The following is an 18056-nucleotide window of genomic DNA, read 5'->3' on the forward strand; positions in this document are numbered from 1 at the left end:
TTTTAGCCAGCAAAAAAAGAGCCTATAAATAGGCTCTTTTATTCTCTTAAAAACGAGAATTATTTGTCTGTCAATGCAGCAAGACCTGGAAGAACTTTACCTTCAAGAAGTTCCATAGAAGCTCCACCACCAGTAGAGATCCATGAGAATTTGTCAGCGCGACCAAGGTTGATAGCTGCGGCAGCTGAGTCACCACCACCGATGATTGATTTAACGCCTGGTTGTTTAACGATAGCGTCCATTACACCGATTGTACCAGCTTGGAAATCAGGGTTTTCGAACACACCCATAGGTCCGTTCCAAACAACTGTTTTAGCACCAGTCAATTCTTCGTCGAATTTAGCGATAGATTTAGGACCGATATCAAGACCAAGGAATCCAGCGTCTACAGCTGCACCTTCAGTATCTTTAACTTCAGTGTAGTCAGCAAAAGCGTTAGCTTCTTTTGAGTCAACTGGCAAGATCAATTTACCGTTAGCTTTAGCCAAAAGTTCTTTAGCAACTTCAAGTTTGTCTTCTTCAACAAGTGAGTTACCGATTTCGATACCTTGTGCTTTAAGGAATGTGTAAGTCATACCACCACCGATAAGAACTTTATCAGCTTTTTTCAACAAGTTTTCGATAACACCGATTTTATCTGAAACTTTTGAACCACCAAGGATCGCGATAAATGGACGAACTGGGTTTTCAACAGCTTCTTGGATGTATGCAATTTCGTTTTCAAGAAGGAAACCTGCAACAGCTTTTTCAACGTTTGCAGAGATACCTACGTTAGATGCGTGTGAACGGTGTGCAGTACCGAATGCATCGTTAACGAAGATTCCGTCACCAAGTGAAGCCCAGTATTTACCAAGTTCTGGATCGTTTTTAGATTCTTTTTTACCGTCAACGTCTTCGAAACGAGTGTTTTCAACAAGAAGAACTTCACCATCTTTAAGGTTGTTGATAGCTTCTTCAAGTTCAGCACCACGAGTAACACCTGGGAAGACAACATCTTGACCAAGTTTTGCAGCCAAATCAGCAGCTACTGGAGCAAGAGATTTACCTTCTTTGTCAGCTTCTTCTTTAACACGTCCAAGGTGAGAGAAAAGAATTGCACGACCACCTTGTTCGATGATGTACTTGATTGTTGGAAGAGCCGCAGAAATACGGTTGTCATTAGTGATAACGCCATCTTTCAAAGGTACGTTAAAGTCAACACGGACAAGGACTTTTTTACCTTTCAAATCAACGTCTTTAACAGTCAATTTAGCCATTGATAGGACTCCTTATATTTTTTTATACATGCTAATTATATCACAAAACCTCTAAAAGAGATAGTTAAATCAATAGAATTTGTCCCTATCACCCTTTTTAAAGGCCTAAAAATCAAGATTTTTGACAAACAAAAAAGAGAGGAATAAATCCTCTCTTTCACTGATCAACTCAATGATTATTTAGCAATTTTTGCGAAGTATTCAAGAGTACGAACAAGTTGTGAAGTGTATGACATTTCGTTGTCGTACCATGAAACAGTTTTAACCAATTGAGTACCGTCAGCAGCTTCAGTTACTTCAGTTTGAGTTGCGTCAAACAATGAACCGAATGAGATACCTACGATATCGCTTGAAACTACTTGGTCAGTGTTGTAACCGAATGATTCAGTTGCAGCAGCTTGCATAGCAGCGTTAACTTCTTCAGCAGTTACTTTTTTGTCAAGAACTGATACAAGTTCAGTAAGTGATCCAGTTGGAACTGGTACACGTTGTGCATGACCTTGAAGTTTACCGTTCAATTCAGGGATAACAAGACCGATAGCTTTAGCAGCACCAGTTGAGTTAGGAACGATGTTTTCAGCAGCAGCACGTGCGCGACGGAAGTCACCTTTACGGTGTGGTCCATCAAGAGTCATTTGGTCACCAGTGTAACCGTGAACTGTAGTCATTGTACCAACTTTAAGACCGAAGTTTTTGTTCAAAGCGTCAGCCATTGGTGCAAGACAGTTAGTTGTACATGAACCAGCTGAGATAACTGTTTCAGTACCATCTAGGATTTCGTGGTTAGTGTTAAATACGATTGTTTTAACATCTGATCCACCAGGAGCAGTGATAACAACTTTTTTAGCTCCACCTTCGTGCAAGTGTTTTTCAGCAGCAGCTTTAGTTGCAAAGAAACCAGTTGCTTCAAGAACGATTTCTACACCGTCGTTAGCCCAGTCGATTTGTTCTGGGTCACGTTCAGCAGAAACTTTAACGAATTGACCGTTAACTTCAAAACCACCATCTTTAACAACAACATCACCGTTGAAACGACCTTGAGTTGTATCGTATTTCAACAAGTGAGCAAGCATAGCTGGGTCAGTAAGGTCGTTAATACGAGCTACTTCAACACCTTCAACGTTTTGGATACGACGGAATGCAAGACGACCGATACGACCGAAACCGTTAATACCAACTTTAACTACCATTAGTGATTTCCTCCTTATGAAAATCAAAAAAAAATTTTTTATTTTAAAAGGTTTCCCTTTTAGACAATTGTGAAAAGATTAACTTACGTAGGCACAAATCAACCTTTCAACGCTTTTTATTATATAACTATTTCGCTAAAATTGCAAATATTATTACCGTTTTCATTGCAAAAAAGGACGCTCAATTGAGCATCCTTTTTATTAATTATTATTCACCAGAGTTTTTCTTGATGATTTCTTCTTGAACTGATTTAGGAACGTCTTCGTAGTGGTCAAATACCATCATGAATGTACCACGTCCTTGAGTTGCAGAACGAAGAACTGTTGCGTAACCGAACATTTCAGCAAGTGGAACGAAGGCACGAACGATTTGGCTGTTACCGTGAGCTTCCATACCATCAACACGTCCACGACGAGCTGTAACGTGACCCATAACGTCACCAAGGTTTTCTTCTGGAGCTGTGATTGTAACAAGCATCATTGGTTCAAGGATAACTGGTTGTGCAGTCTTAGCAGCTTCTTTAAGTGCAAGAGATGCAGCGATCTTGAAGGCAGTTTCAGATGAGTCGACATCGTGGTATGAACCATCGTAAAGTTTAGCTTTAACGTCAACCATTGGGTAACCAGCAAGAACACCGTTAGCCATAGATTCTTGAAGACCTTTTTCTACTGCAGGGATGAATTCACGAGGAACGACACCACCGACGATAGCATTTTCGAATTCGAATCCTTTACCTTCTTCATTTGGAGTAAATTCAATCCAAACATCACCGAATTGACCTTTACCACCAGATTGGCGTTTGAAGAATCCACGTGCTTGTGTAGCTTTACGGAATGTTTCACGGTATGATACTTGTGGAGCACCTACGTTTGCTTCAACTTTGAATTCACGTTTCATACGGTCAACAAGGACGTCAAGGTGAAGTTCACCCATACCAGAGATAACTGTTTCACCAGTTTCAACGTTAGTTTCAACGCGGAATGTTGGATCTTCTTCAGCAAGTTTTTGAAGAGCAATACCCATTTTATCTTGGTCAGCTTTAGATTTAGGCTCAACCATCAATTGGATAACTGGTTCTGGAACTTCGATTGATTCAAGGATTACTTTAGCTTTTTCATCTGTCAATGAGTCACCAGTTGTAGTATCTTTCAAACCAACAGCAGCAGCGATGTCACCAGCGTAAACTGTTTCGATTTCGTTACGGTGGTTAGCGTGCATTTGAAGGATACGTCCGATACGTTCACGTTTACCTTTAGAAGTGTTAAGAACGTAAGAACCGCTGTTCAATACACCTGAGTAAACACGGAAGAATGTCAAACGACCTACGAATGGGTCAGTCATGATCTTGAACGCAAGTGCTGCAAATGGTTCGTCATCTGAAGCTGGACGTTCTTCTTCTTCATCTGTATCTGGGTTAACACCTTTGATTGCAGGGATATCAAGTGGGCTTGGAAGGTAGTCGATAACCGCATCAAGCATCATTTGAACACCTTTGTTTTTGAAGGCAGAACCACAAAGAACTGGGAAGAATTCAACGTTAATAGTTGCTTTACGGATAGCAGCTTTCAATTCAGCTTCAGTGATTTCTTCACCTTCAAGGTATTTCATCATCAATTCTTCATCAGTTTCCGCAACTGCTTCGATCAATTTTTCACGGTATTCGTTAGCTTGATCTACGTATTCAGCTGGGATGTCTTCTTCAAGAATATCTGTACCAAGGTCGTTAGTGTAGATTTCAGCTTTCATGCGAACCAAGTCAATGATACCGCTGAAGCTATCTTCAGAACCGATTGGCAATTGAATTGGGTGAGCGTTAGCTTGAAGACGATCGTGAAGTGTGCTTACTGAGTAAAGGAAGTCAGCACCGATTTTGTCCATTTTGTTTGAGAATACGATACGAGGAACACCGTATTCAGTAGCTTGACGCCAAACTGTTTCAGTTTGAGGTTCTACACCTGATTGTGAGTCAAGAACTGTTACCGCACCGTCAAGAACACGAAGAGAACGTTGTACTTCGATTGTGAAGTCCACGTGCCCTGGTGTGTCGATAATGTTTACACGGTAGTCTTTCCATTGCGCTGTAGTAGCGGCAGAAGTGATTGTGATACCACGTTCTTGCTCTTGTTCCATCCAGTCCATTTGTGAAGCACCTTCGTGTGTTTCACCGATTTTATGGATTTTACCAGTATAGTAAAGAATACGCTCAGTTGTTGTTGTTTTACCAGCATCGACGTGAGCCATGATACCGATGTTACGAGTTTTTTCAAGTGAAAATTCGCGAGCCATTTTTTTCTCCTATTTTATATTTAGTTTACTACTTTATTATAACATACTTTTAGAACGGATAGGCAGGACCTACCCGTTCTAAAGATGTTTTATTAAATTTGATACTGTTTTATCAAAAAAGTTTGACTAAACACTGCTCGAATACCAGTAGTAAAACAAGTTAAATGTATTCGAAGCTTCGTATCATTATTTTGCTGATTACCAGCGGAAGTGTGCGAATGCACGGTTTGCTTCTGCCATACGGTGTGTATCTTCGCGTTTTTTAACTGAAGCACCAGTGTTGTTAGCAGCATCAAGAATTTCTTTTGCAAGACGATCTTTCATAGTGTGTTCACCACGATCACGTGATGCATTTACCAACCAACGAAGTCCAAGAGTTGTACGACGTTCTGGACGAACTTCAACTGGGACTTGGTAGTTAGAACCACCGACACGACGTGCACGTACTTCAAGAACAGGCATGATGTTTTCCATAGCTGTTTCGAATACTTCAAGTGCATCGTTTCCAGTAGCTTCTTTAATTTGTTCAAATGCATCATATACGATTGATGCAGCTGTACCACGTTTACCATCAAGCATAACACGGTTGATAAGACGTGTTACAAGTTGTGAATTGTATAATGGATCTGGCAATACTTCGCGTTTTGGCGCTCTATTTTTACGACTCATTCTTTCTTATCTCCCTTCTTATTATCCTTTAGGACGTTTAGCACCGTATTTAGAACGGCTTTGTTTACGGTCAGCAACACCTGCAGTATCAAGTGCACCACGAACGATGTGGTAACGTACCCCTGGAAGGTCTTTTACACGTCCACCACGGATAAGAACAACACTGTGTTCTTGAAGGTTGTGTCCGATACCTGGGATGTATGCAGTAACTTCGATAAGGTTGCTCAAACGTACACGAGCGAATTTACGAAGGGCTGAGTTAGGTTTTTTAGGTGTCATTGTTCCAACACGTGTTGCAACACCACGTTTTTGTGGTGAAGATACGTTAGTTTGAACTTTTTTGTGGCTGTTGTAACCAACGTTAAGAGCTGGTGATTTAGATTTTTCAACTTTAGATTTACGTGGTTTACGTACCAACTGGTTGATTGTAGGCATCTACTTTTCTCCTGTAAGATTTTTATTTTGGTTGATAAGGCGCTTGGTGACAGTCCTTATCTAAAATGTGTACTTTGCAACATTTGTCAGCACGTCTCTGTACACTCTGGAGAGACCAAAAGTAAAAAGTACCGTTTTTAATAATACCATATAACAAGTCATTCGTCAAATGATTTTGCTTATTTTTAACATTTTTAAGAAATAAATTAATAAGATTTTTTTTGCAGCAAAAAAAGAGGCTCTCACCTCTAAAAATTATTTGTCAAAAATGTTACCAAGTTCAACTTTAACATGATTGTTTTTTACGTCAATCTCTGAAACTTTCAACAATGATTTGTAGTTCATGCGGTCACGTTTTTCTTGTGCATTTTCAGCAAAGACCGCAACACCAACAAGAGTACTATCAAACTCAGTCAAAAGGCTGACCATACCAGAAATTGTACCCCCACCTTTAAGGAAGTCATCGACAATCAAGACACGGCTATTTGGTTTCAAGCTACGTTTAGACAAGAACATTTTTTCAATGCGATCGCTTGATCCACTTGCGTAATTGACTGAAACAGTTGAACCTTCAGTAATCTTAAGGTCTCGACGAACGATAACAAAAGGTACGTTCAAAATGTTCGCTACTGCATTTGCAAGCGGAACACCTTTTGTCGCAACTGTCATAACAGCATCAATCTTGTGTCCTTTAAAAGCATTTGCGATAATACGTCCCACACTTTGTAAAATGCGAGGAGTACTAAGCAAATCTGAAAGATAAATATAACCACCTGGAAGGATACGATTGCTCTCTGACATACTGTCTCGCAAGCCTTCGATAACCGATCTTGCTTCTTCTTCAGAGATTCCTGGTGTAAAAATGACACCTCCACTTGCCCCTGTTACTGTTTCAATTTCGCCGATACCTGATTCTTCAAAAGCTTTTTTGATAATGGCGATATCTTCTGAAATAGAAGATTTTGCTGCCTCGTATTTTTCGGCAAAAGTATTCAAACTTGTCAATTGATAAGGGTTGTTAATCAAATAGTTGGAGATGACAACCATGCGTTCACTACGTCGTAATTTCATAATTTCTCCATCTTTTAAGTATCTGTTTTTGTCATTATAACATAAGAAAGCGAAAAAAACGAACATTTTTATAAAAAAATGTTCATTTTATATATTTTTCCCTAATGTAAAGGCATTCTAGAAAGCAAAACATTAAAATATACAGTTTTTTAACCTATTTTAATTTTGGTTTGTAGAATGAGCGATTGTCCATAGCAAAAATGCGATTTGTCATTTCACCTTCGTCGACTCGGCTTAGAGCTGTTGTCATCATCATCATTTCAGCGTCAATGTTATCAATCATATGAATAATTTCAGCTTCCATGACACGAGGGCGAACAGGACTTCCGTATTCGAGCAATCCGTGGTGACTTAAGACAACGTGACGAAGAATAATCACATCTTCTTTTGTATCGTCAATATTTAGTTCAGTAAGAACTTTCGTGATTTCCTCATCAATCAAGGCAATGTGTCCAATCAGGTTACCACGAACGGTATATTCTGTATTATCTGGACCCGTTAACTCAATGACTTTAGCCAAATCGTGTAGCATAATTCCCGCATAAAGCAAGCTTTTATTAAGTTGAGGATAAACATCACCAATTGAATCAGCTAAACGCACCATTGTTGCTGTGTGATAAGCCAAGCCAGACTCAAAAGCGTGGTGATTTGTCTTGGCAGCTGGATATGTAAAGAATTCTTTATCATATTTACGATAAAGTGCTCGGACAACACGTTGCCAAACAGCATTTTCAATTCTGAACATCATTTGTTCAAGGTATTCTTTGACATCTAGAACATCCACAGGTGATTTTTCTTTAAAATCACGTGGATTATTTGGCTCACCTTCTCGCGTGTTACGCAAAGAAATTTGGTTCACCTGAGGTGTGCCATTATAAACCTCACGACGTCCTTTCATATAAACAACTTTTCCAGCAGTAAATTCTTCGACGTTGTATGGCTGTGCATCCCAAAGATTACCAGAAATTTCACCACTATCATCTTGGAAAGTAAATGCAATATAATCTTTTCCAGCTCTTGTTTTACGAAGCTCAGCAGATTTTATCAAGTAGAACCCTTCAAAAAGTTCATCCTTTTTCATTTGATTAATTTTCATGATTGTCCTCTTCTTCTAATGGCGGGAGGTTGAGTAAGCTTGTTGTCGCTTGATCCTGATATGACTCAACTGTATTTAAAGCACGGATAATAGCATTCGTACGAGTTGAAATCAAGCTGTCTAGAGTGTTATTGGCGGTATTGATTTGTTTTTGTGCTTTTGCAAGCATACTACCAAATTTTCCAAATTCCACTTTGACATTGCCCAAAATTTTGCTAATGTCATTAGCATTTTTCTGAATATTAAGAGTTTTGAATCCGACAGCAAGCGAATTTAACAAAGCTGATAAGGTCGATGGACCAGCAACAACAATGTTTTCATCACGTCGCAAACTGTCAAAGAAACTTGCATTGCGAACCACTTCTGAATACAAACCTTCTGTTGGCAAGAACATAATTCCAAAATTCGTTGTCTCAGGTGGATTAAGGTATTTCTTATTAATGTCTTTAGCGAAACGTTTAATACTATTTAAAAGCGATTTGCGATAAAGTTCAATCTGCTCTTTATCGCCACTTTCATAAGCATCTTCCAAACGATAATAGTCTTCCAAAGGGAATTTCGAATCGATTGGCAAATAAACATGCCCGTCATCTTCAACACCTGGCAATTTAATCGCGTATTCGACACGCTCACTTGAACCAGAAACCGTTGGAACTTCACGGTCATATTGACTTGGCGTCATGATATCTTCAATGATTTGACCAAGTTGCAATTCACCAAGAATACCACGAGTTTTGGTATTTGAAAGAACCTTGTTTAAAGTTCCCACGTCTTGAGCAACAGTTTTCATTTCACCCAAGCCTTGGTTTACAGATTCTAGCTGTTTTGAGACGGTTTCAAAAGAAGCCTGCAAGCGATTCTGCAGAGTTTGTTCAAGTTTTTCTTCAACAGTCTGACGCATTTCTTCGAGGCGCTTTTCGTTAGAGGCTTGCATCTCTTTGACCGAATTTGTCAAATTACGATTAATAATCTCTAGACGTTGGTCAGAACGATCACGATTATCACTCAAGCTCTTATGAAGAACATCACGAATGTCATTCAATTGTGTATATAAATCATTTTGCAGACGATTCAGTTGGCTATTTAAAGCCAAAACTTGATCTTTTTGTGCTAAATCAAGTTGATACGATATTTGATCGGAGAGATTATCTGCATTGTCATCTAATTTTTGTGACATCTCATCAGTCAGTTTAGCAACCTTCATTAAAAGATAAGCGATTAAAATAAGACTAACAATTGCCACTAATAAAGTTATTACTAACATTTTTACCTATCCTTACTTTGAATAACGATGAGATAACCTGAGTCTAAGGTAACTGTGATAGGCTGCTGGTCAAGAAATTCATTGCTTGAATAAATTTTTTTCTTGAAAAAATTGCTCGCATCTAAATTGTATTTTGCTCCTGAAATGGCTAAATCAGCATCACCATCAGCCATAAACGAAACATAAGTCATTCCATCCTCTGGCATAACATGACAAGTTCCAGCTGGATAAAATTGAACACTATTTTGCTTATCTCGCAAAATTATTTGTCGCATAAATGGCGCTATGTCAACATCTCCTGGTAAAAATAAATTTGACATCATGTGGTCAATTCGCCCGCCAAAGGCTCCAAAAATCGTGACTTGAGCTTTTGGATATTGCTCAAATACTTTTTTTAAAGCGAGTTCGGTGTCCGTATCATCTTTTTCAGGACGTGCCTGAACGAAAGCTTTTGCCGCCTTCTTAATCAACTGCAATTCATCCTGACTGACAGAATCAAAATCACCGACAGCTAAATCAAGCGGAAGCTGATTTTCTATCAAAAATAAACTACCTCTATCAACACCAACATAAACATCAAAACCAGTGGAAAAATCTGCTAACTGACCACCAGCAAACACAGCTACTTTAATCATCTAAGGCCACACGTAATGTTTCTACTTGTGCGGCTAAATCTGTTGCTTTGAAAAGATATGAGCCTGCAACAAAGACATTTGCTCCTGCTTGGTAACAAGCTTTAATTGTCTTGTTATCCACACCACCGTCAACTTCAATGTCAAAATCATAACCTTTTTCGTCACGGATTTTAGCAACTTTTTCTACTTTTTCAAGCATTTCTGGAATAAAGGCTTGACCACCAAATCCAGGGTTAACTGTCATGATAAGCACTTGATCAACCAAACTCAAAACAGGCTCAATAGCTGAAACAGGTGTTCCTGGATTGATTACAACACCAGCTTTCATGCCGGCTTTTTTAATTTTTTGAAGAGCACCGTGAATGTGTAGAGTTGATTCTGCATGAATTGTCATGATATCTGCACCTGCTTGAGCAAAAGCATCAACAAAGCGTTCTGGATTAACAACCATTAGGTGGCAATCAAAAACAAGTTTGCTGTGTTTACGCATGCTAGCCACAACGTCTGCACCAAAAGTAATGTTAGGTACAAACTGACCATCCATGATATCAATGTGAACATATTCAGCACTTGTTTCTTCAATACGTTTTAGTTCTGAAGCGAAGTTAGCATAATCAGCAGCTAAAATTGATGGAGCGATTTTATTATTTGACATGTGTACCTACTTTCTTTTTATAACTTTTTTATATGTTTCGCGACGATTTTCAATTTCACTAAGAAATTGAAGATAGTTATCATAACGTGATTTCCAAAGTTCACCAGCTTCTAGGGCATCTTTGACCGCACAAGACGGCTCATGAGTATGTGTACATGAGCGGAATTTACAAGAACGGCTTAAATGACGTAACTCTGGAAAAGCTTTATTAAGGTCTTCTACATTAGTAATTTCGTAATCCAATGAAGAAAATCCAGGTGTATCAGCGATTTTCCCGCCATTCACGTTGTAAAAGCTAACTGCTCGAGTTGTATGGCGACCGCGTCCAAGACTATCTGAAATTTCACCTGTTTCCAATTTCAATTCGGGAGCAATTTTATTTAATAATGTTGATTTTCCAACACCTGTTTGCCCCATAAAAACTGTGACTTTGTTAGTTAAGAGCGGAAGCAATTCTTCTAAAGATGTACAGAAATGATATCCGATTTCTTGATATTGTTTTTGAATTGCCGCAATGTCATCAGGATTTGTCAGTAAATCCATTTTTGAAATATAAACAATTGGCTCGATATTCTTGTGCTCAAGCAAAACCAAGAAACGGTCTAATAAGTTTGCATTGAAATCTGGTTCTTTAGCAGACATGATAACCACCGCTTGGTCAATATTAACAATTGGTGGACGAACAAGACTGTTTTTTCTGTCATGAATCGCTAAAATATAACCTTCTGAATGGTCTTCAGCTGAAAAATCAACAAAATCACCAACATATGGTGTCTGACCTTTTTTTCTAAAATTTCCACGCGCACGCGTTTGATAAACTACTCCATCAGATTCTACATAATAAAAACCTGCTAGAGACTTGATAATTCTACCTTTCAAATGTATTTCCTTTTTTTCGATTGATAGTCCCATTATAGCAAAAAATAGGCTTTTATTCAGTAATCAAGCCAAAAGATTTCACTTGATTGTCTTTTTGGGATAAAAGGCGTATAATGACCTTGTCTTTTATGAAAGTGCTACAAATTATTATGATTCATACGGAAAGGTGGCTCAGCTTGGTACGGCACCAGACTCGAAATCTGGCAAGTGGATTCCTTTCACACGCGGGTTCAAATCCCGTCCTTTCCTTTTTAAAGCACAAAACGCCAACTAACAAGCTGGCGTTTTTTCTATTTCAGATTTTCCATTTTTGACCTTAAGTCTTTGATATATTTTCTAGAAACATAACATGCTTTACCATCGTCAAAATAAACCAAACCTTCTTTTTTATCTAACCTAACAATATTATTTAAGTTAATCAGATATGATTTATGACATCTAAATAATTTCTGATTAGCTTGCATCACTTCTTTGATCGAACCATAAAAGTGGCGTTGCCCAGTCTTTGTAATCAACTTTAGACGATGGCTTTCTGCGGTTTCAAAATAAAGGATATCTTCCAAGGGAATGCGGATTTTCGTTTTGTTATTTTCAAGAACAAATATTTCCTTAGGAATGTTAAGGCCTTGGTCCTCAAAGACCTTTTGCAAGCATTTTTTTAAATTATCTTTTATCGCATCATCTTTATCTGTTTTATCAATAAAATCAAGTGCACTAACTTGAGCTCGATAAGTCAATAACATGAATTCAGAATGAGTCGTCACAAAAACAATTGTCGCTGTGCGTGATTTTTCCCTTATCGCCTTAGCCACTTCAATTCCTTTGGTATTATCCCCATGGATATCAATATCCAGGAAAAAAATTTGAGGAAAAGACTCCTCAACTAGGTTAGTTAAACAATCAGGTTCACTAAATAAATCAAAATGACGAGTTTCCCACTGATTTATCTCAAGTAAGTCTCCAATCATTTTTTCAATACGGAACTGCTGATTTACATTATCTTCTAATACATAGATATCAATCATTGTTTTCTCCCTTAAACAATAACATCATTAATCATCTATTATTGTAACATATAAAAAATCCCTATCGACCGACAGGGACTAAAAAACTATTAGTTGCAAGCAAAAACGTCTTATCTTCTAAAATCAACACTCATGACTCGATGTGTAGAAAGGGTTGGTGTACGGTCGATGAAGGATACTAGTGTTCCGCTCGTCTTGCTCTCTACAATCTCATCAAACTATTTCCTTTTAATATCAAGTAGTTCTTTTTATGGATGGATTTTTCTCCCAGAAAAACACTAATACTAGCGCATAAATCACCTTTATCTTCCCCAGAAATGATTTTAAAAGTATTGTAAGTATTCTCTGAAAAACAGATGTCAAAAGTTAAACTAATACTTGACAATAATGTTAGCTATTATTTCCCCCTAATCTCCAATAATAACTAACCTGAAATAGCAGGGTGATTGATCAATAAAACTCTTAAGATTTCTAAACTCATTTGCCACTAACCCAAAAAGCAAAAGTGAGAAAAAATCTAATCCGTCAATGCTCCAACTAAGAAGTTATCCTCTGATAACCATGTCTATCATACCTTTTTTTCGTGCCAATTTGACGCCCAATTCCTAAAAGGACAAAAAACATTCCTAAGAGGACAAAAATTAGCTTTTTAGGAATAATTATGCCTCAAAAATTCGGACAACTTGTGTAAATTTGTAATCGAGACTGCTGGTTTCAACTGACAAATTCTCGTAATCATCCTGAAAATCAACCAATGTCGCAAGACCCAGACCGCGATTCTCACCTTTTGTAGAGTAACCGCGCTGGAAAATATTGGATAAATCTACAGATTTTTCCCTAGTCGAATTTTCAATGATAAACACAAAATCTCCGTCTTGGTAAAAATTCGCTACTGCGATTTTGGGATTTTCCGACTCCAAAGCACCCTCGATAGCATTGTCAAACAGAATCGACAAGATTCGAATATAAGAAATCAACGGAATAGCTGGTTTTTTCATTGGCTCTGCCACTTCTAGACTAATTTCAATGCCACGATTTTCAGCCTCCAAAAATTTAGCCGACATGAGACTTTTGACGGCACTGTCTGAAATATTTGCTAATCGCGTCAAATCAAACTTATTGTTTTTGACCAGCTTTGCTGAGTCAGCTGTGATCTCTTCGTAAATTTTCTTGATATTATCAAGATCACCTTGATCAATGCCGACCTTTAAACTCATCAAAACGTTGCCATAATCATGGCGAAAACTGCGCACTTCTTGGTACAGACTCTCTACGTGCTTGCTGTAATTTTCTAAAGCCGCAAGCTCCATTTCCTGATTGCGAAGCAATTCTTCTTTCTGCTCCTGCCCATGACGGAAATTAAGATAGAAGAGAAAAGCAAAAAGGAGAACGAAGTAAACAAGAATGATCAACCTATAAATATTTCTATTCGTTGACATTTTTTCAAACGGTGCTATCGCCGCAAAACACTCCATTCCTGGATAAAAAAGCAACATTAAAACATTTACAACCCTCAGTGTTTTTGAACTAATATAATGCTTAATACTCTTTCTAATATTGGAAATATCAATATTTAACCATTTTGAAAGCAGGTAATAAAAAATCGGCGGAGCAAAAATACTTGTAATAGTGATTAACCAAACTCCCCATGATTTTGATTGACCTACCATTGGAGTTATTTTTATCGAAAAAATCCCCATCATTGTATATCCATATACCCCTTGCAAAATCATATAAAGATTATTTGGATACAAGGCATAAAAAACATGATATCTGATTTCTAGTTCTGGATTATGTCTGTATGATATTAGCATCAAACTTAAAATAACAACAATATCTTTTATAACCAATAAACCTATTTTTAAAGTATTACCAGTTAGAGCACCAAAGGCAATAGAACCAACTTGAACTAACATAGTTATTGCAAACCATTCTAAGAGAGTAATTTTAATTTTAGTTATTTGCTGAAATAAAAGACCTAGTATAATAAATCCTATAAAATTGAAAAACATTGTAACAATAAATCTAATAATTTCAATCATCTATTCTCCCCCTCATAAACTCTCACAACTTGCGTAAATTTGTAATCGAAACTGCTGGTTTCAACTGACAAATTTTCATAATCATCCTGAAAATCAATCAATGTCGCAAGACCAAGTCCGCGATTCTCACCTTTTGTTGAGTACCCACGCTGGAAAATTTTACCCAAGTCCACAGATTTTTCCTTAGTTGAATTTTCAATGATAAACACAAAATCCCCGTCTTGATAAAAATTCGCTACTGCGATTTTTGGATTTTCTGACTCCAGCGCTCCCTCGATAGCATTGTCAAACAAAATCGACAGAATTCGGATGTAAGAAATCAGTGGAATAGCTGGATTTTGCATTGGCTCTGTCACTTCTAAGCTGATTTCAATGCCACGATTTTCAGCTTCTAAAAATTTAGCCGACATAAGACTTTTCACCGCGCTGTCTGAAATATTTGCTAGTCGCGTCAAGTCAAACTTATTGTTTTTGACCAGCTTCGCTGAGTCAGCTGTGATCTCTTCGTAAATTTTCTTGATATTATCAAGATCACCTTGGTCTATTCCAACCTTCAAGCTCATCAAAACGTTGGCATAATCGTGACGAAAACTGCGTACTTCTTGATACAAACTCTCCACATGTTTACTATAATTTTCCAAAGCCGCAAGCTCCATTTCCTGATTGCGGAGCAATTCTTCTTTTTGCTCCTGACCATGACGGAAGTTAAGGTAGAAGAGGAAGGCAAATAGAAGAATGAAGTAAACAAGGATGGTCAACCTATAAATATTTTTATTCGTTGACATTTTTTCAAAAGGTGCTATCGCCGCAAAGCACTCCATTCCTGGATAAAAAAGTAATAATAAAACATTGACGAATCTAAGCACTTTCGCACTAAGATAATGTTTCAGTGTTTTTCGAACATTTGAAATATCAATATTTAACCATTTGGATATCAAGTGATAAAAAATTGGTGGAATAATAACCATAGTTATTGTACCGATTATAATTTCTAACGATGGTGAATTCATTGTAAGCGAGGTCAATTTTATTGAAAAAATCGCCAATATAATATAACAATAAACTCCTTGTAAAATCATATACAGGTTAATCGGATACAAAGCATAAAAAATATGATATCTTATCTCTATTTTAGGATTATGGCGAAATGAAAGTGCTATTAAACAAAAAATCACTGAAATATCTTTTATTAGCACTAAAATAATCATTGGATATTTCTGAGGATCCATTAAAAATGAACCAGTTTGAACAAATATTATTATCAATATCCATTCTAAAAGTGTTATTTTAACTTTTGTTATTTGTTGAAACAAAATCCCTAATATAACAATCCCTATAAAATTAGAAAGTAATAAAACTATATATTGTAAAATCAAAAGCACTTAATTTTCTCCCTCATAAACTCTCACGACTTGTGTAAATTTATAGTCGAGACTGCTGGTTTCAACTGACAAATTCTCATAATCATCCTGAAAATCAACCAATGTCGCAAGACCAAGTCCGCGATTCTCACCTTTTGTAGAGTAACCGCGCTGGAAAATTTTACTCAAATCCACAGCTTTTTCCTTGGTCGAATTTTCAATGATCAACACAAAATCTCCGTCTTGATAAAAATTCGCTACTGCGATTTTTGGCTCATCTGACTCTAAGGCTCCTTCGATAGCGTTATCAAACAAAATCGATAAAATTCGAATATAAGAAATCAACGAAATAGCTGGATTTTTCATTGGCTCTGCCACTTCTAGACTAATTTCAATGCCACGATTTTCAGCCTCTAAAAATTTAGCTGACATGAGGCTCTTGACGGCACTGTCTGAAATATTTGCTAGTCGCGTCAAGTCAAACTTATTGTTTTTGACCAGCTTTGCTGAGTCAGCCGTGATTTCCTCGTAAATTTTTTTGATATTATCAAGGTCGCCTTGGTCTATCCCAACCTTCAAACTCATCAAAACGTTGGCATAGTCATGACGAAAACTGCGCACTTCTTGGTACAGACTCTCTACGTGCTTGCTATAATTTTCTAAAGCCGCAAGCTCCATTTCCTGATTGCGGAGCAATTCTTCTTTTTGCTCCTGACCATGACGAAAGTTAAGATAGAAGAGGAAAGCAAAAAGGAGAATGAAATATATGAATGAACCGTATTCATGAATTTTTTTAGCAACTATACTATCAAAAGGCATTATTAGAGGTAAAAAGTCGAAACCAAAATAATAGAATGCCATTAGACAATTAATAACTATTACGGTCTTAACTTTTAAATAACTCTCCAGAGTCCTTCTAACATTTGAAATATCAATATTCAGCCATTTTGAAATCAAATAATAAAGCGTCGGTGGAACAAGCAGCACTGAAAACATAATTGCAGACATCGACTCAAACGGCGATACCCTAATATCTAAAAATTCATACAAGAAATAACCATAGTTTCTTTGAAGAATGGTAAAAACAGTAATCGGATATAGCGCATAAAACAGATGGTACCTAAATTTCAGACTTGGCTTATGACGATAAGATAAATACATCAAACTAAGAAGCAATGCTAAATCTTTTCCAAAAATCATTAACATCTTCGAAAAATGAAGCGTCAACACGTTGAAAAAACTTAGACATACGTGAAAACCAACACCATAAATCACCCATTCGGTGATGCTTAGTTTGTTCTTGGTGATTTCTTGAAATAGAATTCCAAATATTATTAGACTTAGCAAGTTTCCTAAAAAGGCTAAGCACTCAGGTAAAATACTCACTTAAATCTTCCTTTTCTCATTTATTATTTACTATCTAAAGATTTTAATCTAAAAAAGTGACTTTTTTTATTGTATCATGTTGATAAAAAATTGGGTATACTTATTTTTAGCAACAAAAAAAAGGGCTCACAGCCCTTGGTATATCTCATTTTTAAGCAACTTCTAAAATATTCTAATTTCCATTAATTTTCTAAGTTCCTTAAATTTTTCACCTTGTTCCTTAGTGAGGTGAACTTTGCTTCTTAAAACGACATCCGTTAATTCTATACTCATACGATTCATAAGAAAAGGAAATGATGTCCCGCTAGTTTTAAATTCATTAAGATAATATGTCAATGAATTTCTCAAAGCTTCCGCAGAATCATTAGTCTGTAAATCCGAAATTAGCTCTTCAATAATGGAAATAGCCTCTTCTCTTCTTTCTTTTCCACCTGAAAACCATTTTAATTTTGCCATTAAAAATTTCCCTATCTTCTTGCCTAATGTTAATGGAAAATAACTCCTGTCGCAGCTAAACCACGCGCAAGATTTTCTTCAAATAAACCATAGCTTGAAATTTTCTTATAAAAATCATTCACATTTGGGCTCATCTTTGTCTTTTTAGAAATGTTTTTAACACCAATCTTACGTAAATCAGAAGCAAGATTCACAACAGATTTGTCAAAATCTTTTCCAGCTTCTACTGCGTTTTTAAAAACAAGCAAGACTTGGCGTTCTTCTTCCTTAGTTTCAGCAGAGAGCACAAGATCATAAACGTCATTTAACAAGTCTTCTTTTACCAATTTTCCCATAAAGTCCTCCTTCG

17 protein-coding genes and 1 tRNA gene are annotated in these 18056 nt (G+C 37.0%); 1 reads left to right on the plus strand and 17 read right to left on the minus strand.

Annotation, left to right across the window (positions count from 1 at the left end; genetic code table 11):
* Window positions 1–59: 59 nt before the first annotated feature.
* The 11 genes from ACNTMY_RS08430 to rsgA all read right to left on the minus strand — a co-directional run bounded on the left by ACNTMY_RS08430 (window position 60) and on the right by rsgA (window position 11437).
* Window positions 60–1256, minus strand: coding sequence for a phosphoglycerate kinase (locus ACNTMY_RS08430; protein WP_024343529.1), 1197 nt, complete (start codon window positions 1254–1256; stop codon window positions 60–62).
* A gap of 176 nt (window positions 1257–1432) precedes the next feature.
* Window positions 1433–2446 (minus strand): type I glyceraldehyde-3-phosphate dehydrogenase, encoded by a 1014-nt coding sequence (gene gap / locus ACNTMY_RS08435; RefSeq protein ID WP_039696243.1) that lies wholly within the window; start codon window positions 2444–2446, stop codon window positions 1433–1435.
* Between the two features lie 208 nt (window positions 2447–2654).
* On the minus strand, window positions 2655–4733 hold the full coding sequence (fusA, locus tag ACNTMY_RS08440) for an elongation factor G (protein WP_021143166.1): 2079 nt from the start codon (window positions 4731–4733) through the stop codon (window positions 2655–2657).
* A 198-nt stretch (window positions 4734–4931) separates the two neighbouring features.
* On the minus strand, window positions 4932–5402 hold the full coding sequence (rpsG, locus tag ACNTMY_RS08445) for a 30S ribosomal protein S7 (RefSeq protein ID WP_004233289.1): 471 nt from the start codon (window positions 5400–5402) through the stop codon (window positions 4932–4934).
* Between the two features lie 21 nt (window positions 5403–5423).
* On the minus strand, window positions 5424–5837 hold the full coding sequence (gene rpsL, locus ACNTMY_RS08450) for a 30S ribosomal protein S12 (RefSeq protein WP_003066537.1): 414 nt from the start codon (window positions 5835–5837) through the stop codon (window positions 5424–5426).
* A gap of 255 nt (window positions 5838–6092) precedes the next feature.
* Entirely contained in the window at window positions 6093–6908 is an 816-nt protein-coding gene (gene purR, locus ACNTMY_RS08455; RefSeq protein WP_021143167.1) for a pur operon repressor, read from the minus strand.
* A 154-nt stretch (window positions 6909–7062) separates the two neighbouring features.
* Window positions 7063–8004 (minus strand): 3'-5' exoribonuclease YhaM family protein, encoded by a 942-nt coding sequence (locus ACNTMY_RS08460; RefSeq protein ID WP_024343528.1) that lies wholly within the window; start codon window positions 8002–8004, stop codon window positions 7063–7065.
* The gene (gene rmuC / locus ACNTMY_RS08465; protein WP_371851905.1) at window positions 7994–9208 is read right to left on the minus strand and encodes a DNA recombination protein RmuC; all 1215 of its coding nucleotides are present in this window, start codon (window positions 9206–9208) and stop codon (window positions 7994–7996) included. The genes ACNTMY_RS08460 and rmuC overlap by 11 nt, the downstream gene beginning before the upstream one ends.
* Before the next feature lie 62 nt (window positions 9209–9270).
* Entirely contained in the window at window positions 9271–9903 is a 633-nt protein-coding gene (locus ACNTMY_RS08470; RefSeq protein ID WP_420543552.1) for a thiamine diphosphokinase, read from the minus strand.
* Window positions 9896–10558, minus strand: coding sequence for a ribulose-phosphate 3-epimerase (gene rpe, locus ACNTMY_RS08475; protein ID WP_024343526.1), 663 nt, complete (start codon window positions 10556–10558; stop codon window positions 9896–9898). The genes ACNTMY_RS08470 and rpe overlap by 8 nt, the downstream gene beginning before the upstream one ends.
* Before the next feature lie 6 nt (window positions 10559–10564).
* A complete protein-coding gene (rsgA, locus tag ACNTMY_RS08480) occupies window positions 10565–11437 on the minus strand; it encodes a ribosome small subunit-dependent GTPase A (RefSeq protein WP_423216122.1) in 873 nt (290 codons plus the stop codon).
* Between the two features lie 160 nt (window positions 11438–11597).
* On the opposite strand from rsgA, the gene ACNTMY_RS08485 reads away from it, so the two are divergent.
* Window positions 11598–11686, plus strand: a tRNA-Ser gene (locus ACNTMY_RS08485).
* Window positions 11687–11727: 41 nt separating this feature from the next.
* On the opposite strand, the gene ACNTMY_RS08490 is transcribed toward ACNTMY_RS08485, so the two are convergent.
* From ACNTMY_RS08490 to ACNTMY_RS08515, 6 genes are all read right to left on the minus strand, one after another.
* A complete protein-coding gene (locus tag ACNTMY_RS08490; protein ID WP_287971195.1) occupies window positions 11728–12462 on the minus strand; it encodes a LytR/AlgR family response regulator transcription factor in 735 nt (244 codons plus the stop codon).
* Window positions 12463–13121: 659 nt separating this feature from the next.
* The gene (locus tag ACNTMY_RS08495) at window positions 13122–14504 is read right to left on the minus strand and encodes a sensor histidine kinase (protein ID WP_423216123.1); all 1383 of its coding nucleotides are present in this window, start codon (window positions 14502–14504) and stop codon (window positions 13122–13124) included.
* A complete protein-coding gene (locus tag ACNTMY_RS08500; RefSeq protein ID WP_423216124.1) occupies window positions 14501–15886 on the minus strand; it encodes a sensor histidine kinase in 1386 nt (461 codons plus the stop codon). Before ACNTMY_RS08500 ends, ACNTMY_RS08495 begins: the two co-directional genes overlap by 4 nt.
* On the minus strand, window positions 15887–17065 hold the full coding sequence (locus ACNTMY_RS08505) for a sensor histidine kinase (protein ID WP_423216125.1): 1179 nt from the start codon (window positions 17063–17065) through the stop codon (window positions 15887–15889).
* Window positions 17066–17413: 348 nt separating this feature from the next.
* Window positions 17414–17707: a bacteriocin immunity protein gene (locus ACNTMY_RS08510; RefSeq protein ID WP_423216126.1), complete on the minus strand. Its 294-nt coding sequence runs from the start codon at window positions 17705–17707 to the stop codon at window positions 17414–17416.
* 29 nt (window positions 17708–17736) lie between these two features.
* The gene (locus tag ACNTMY_RS08515; RefSeq protein WP_074567290.1) at window positions 17737–18042 is read right to left on the minus strand and encodes a bacteriocin immunity protein; all 306 of its coding nucleotides are present in this window, start codon (window positions 18040–18042) and stop codon (window positions 17737–17739) included.
* Window positions 18043–18056 lie beyond the last annotated feature (14 nt).

It is taken from the genome of Streptococcus equinus (assembly GCF_049393735.1).
GTDB lineage: Bacteria > Bacillota > Bacilli > Lactobacillales > Streptococcaceae > Streptococcus > Streptococcus equinus_G.

Coding starts and splice junctions, on each gene's coding strand:
- ACNTMY_RS08430 (WP_024343529.1), bottom strand. CDS start 1,256: ATGGCTAAATTGACTGTTAAAGACGTTGATTTGAAAGGTAAAAAAGTC.
- gap (WP_039696243.1), bottom strand. CDS start 2,446: ATGGTAGTTAAAGTTGGTATTAACGGTTTCGGTCGTATCGGTCGTCTT.
- fusA (WP_021143166.1), bottom strand. CDS start 4,733: ATGGCTCGCGAATTTTCACTTGAAAAAACTCGTAACATCGGTATCATG.
- rpsG (WP_004233289.1), bottom strand. CDS start 5,402: ATGAGTCGTAAAAATAGAGCGCCAAAACGCGAAGTATTGCCAGATCCA.
- rpsL (WP_003066537.1), bottom strand. CDS start 5,837: ATGCCTACAATCAACCAGTTGGTACGTAAACCACGTAAATCTAAAGTT.
- purR (WP_021143167.1), bottom strand. CDS start 6,908: ATGAAATTACGACGTAGTGAACGCATGGTTGTCATCTCCAACTATTTG.
- ACNTMY_RS08460 (WP_024343528.1), bottom strand. CDS start 8,004: ATGAAAATTAATCAAATGAAAAAGGATGAACTTTTTGAAGGGTTCTAC.
- rmuC (WP_371851905.1), bottom strand. CDS start 9,208: ATGAAGGTTGCTAAACTGACTGATGAGATGTCACAAAAATTAGATGAC.
- ACNTMY_RS08470 (WP_420543552.1), bottom strand. CDS start 9,903: ATGATTAAAGTAGCTGTGTTTGCTGGTGGTCAGTTAGCAGATTTTTCC.
- rpe (WP_024343526.1), bottom strand. CDS start 10,558: ATGTCAAATAATAAAATCGCTCCATCAATTTTAGCTGCTGATTATGCT.
- ACNTMY_RS08490 (WP_287971195.1), bottom strand. CDS start 12,462: ATGATTGATATCTATGTATTAGAAGATAATGTAAATCAGCAGTTCCGT.
- ACNTMY_RS08495 (WP_423216123.1), bottom strand. CDS start 14,504: ATGATTGAAATTATTAGATTTATTGTTACAATGTTTTTCAATTTTATA.
- ACNTMY_RS08505 (WP_423216125.1), bottom strand. CDS start 17,065: ATGATTTTTGGAAAAGATTTAGCATTGCTTCTTAGTTTGATGTATTTA.
- ACNTMY_RS08510 (WP_423216126.1), bottom strand. CDS start 17,707: ATGGCAAAATTAAAATGGTTTTCAGGTGGAAAAGAAAGAAGAGAAGAG.
- ACNTMY_RS08515 (WP_074567290.1), bottom strand. CDS start 18,042: ATGGGAAAATTGGTAAAAGAAGACTTGTTAAATGACGTTTATGATCTT.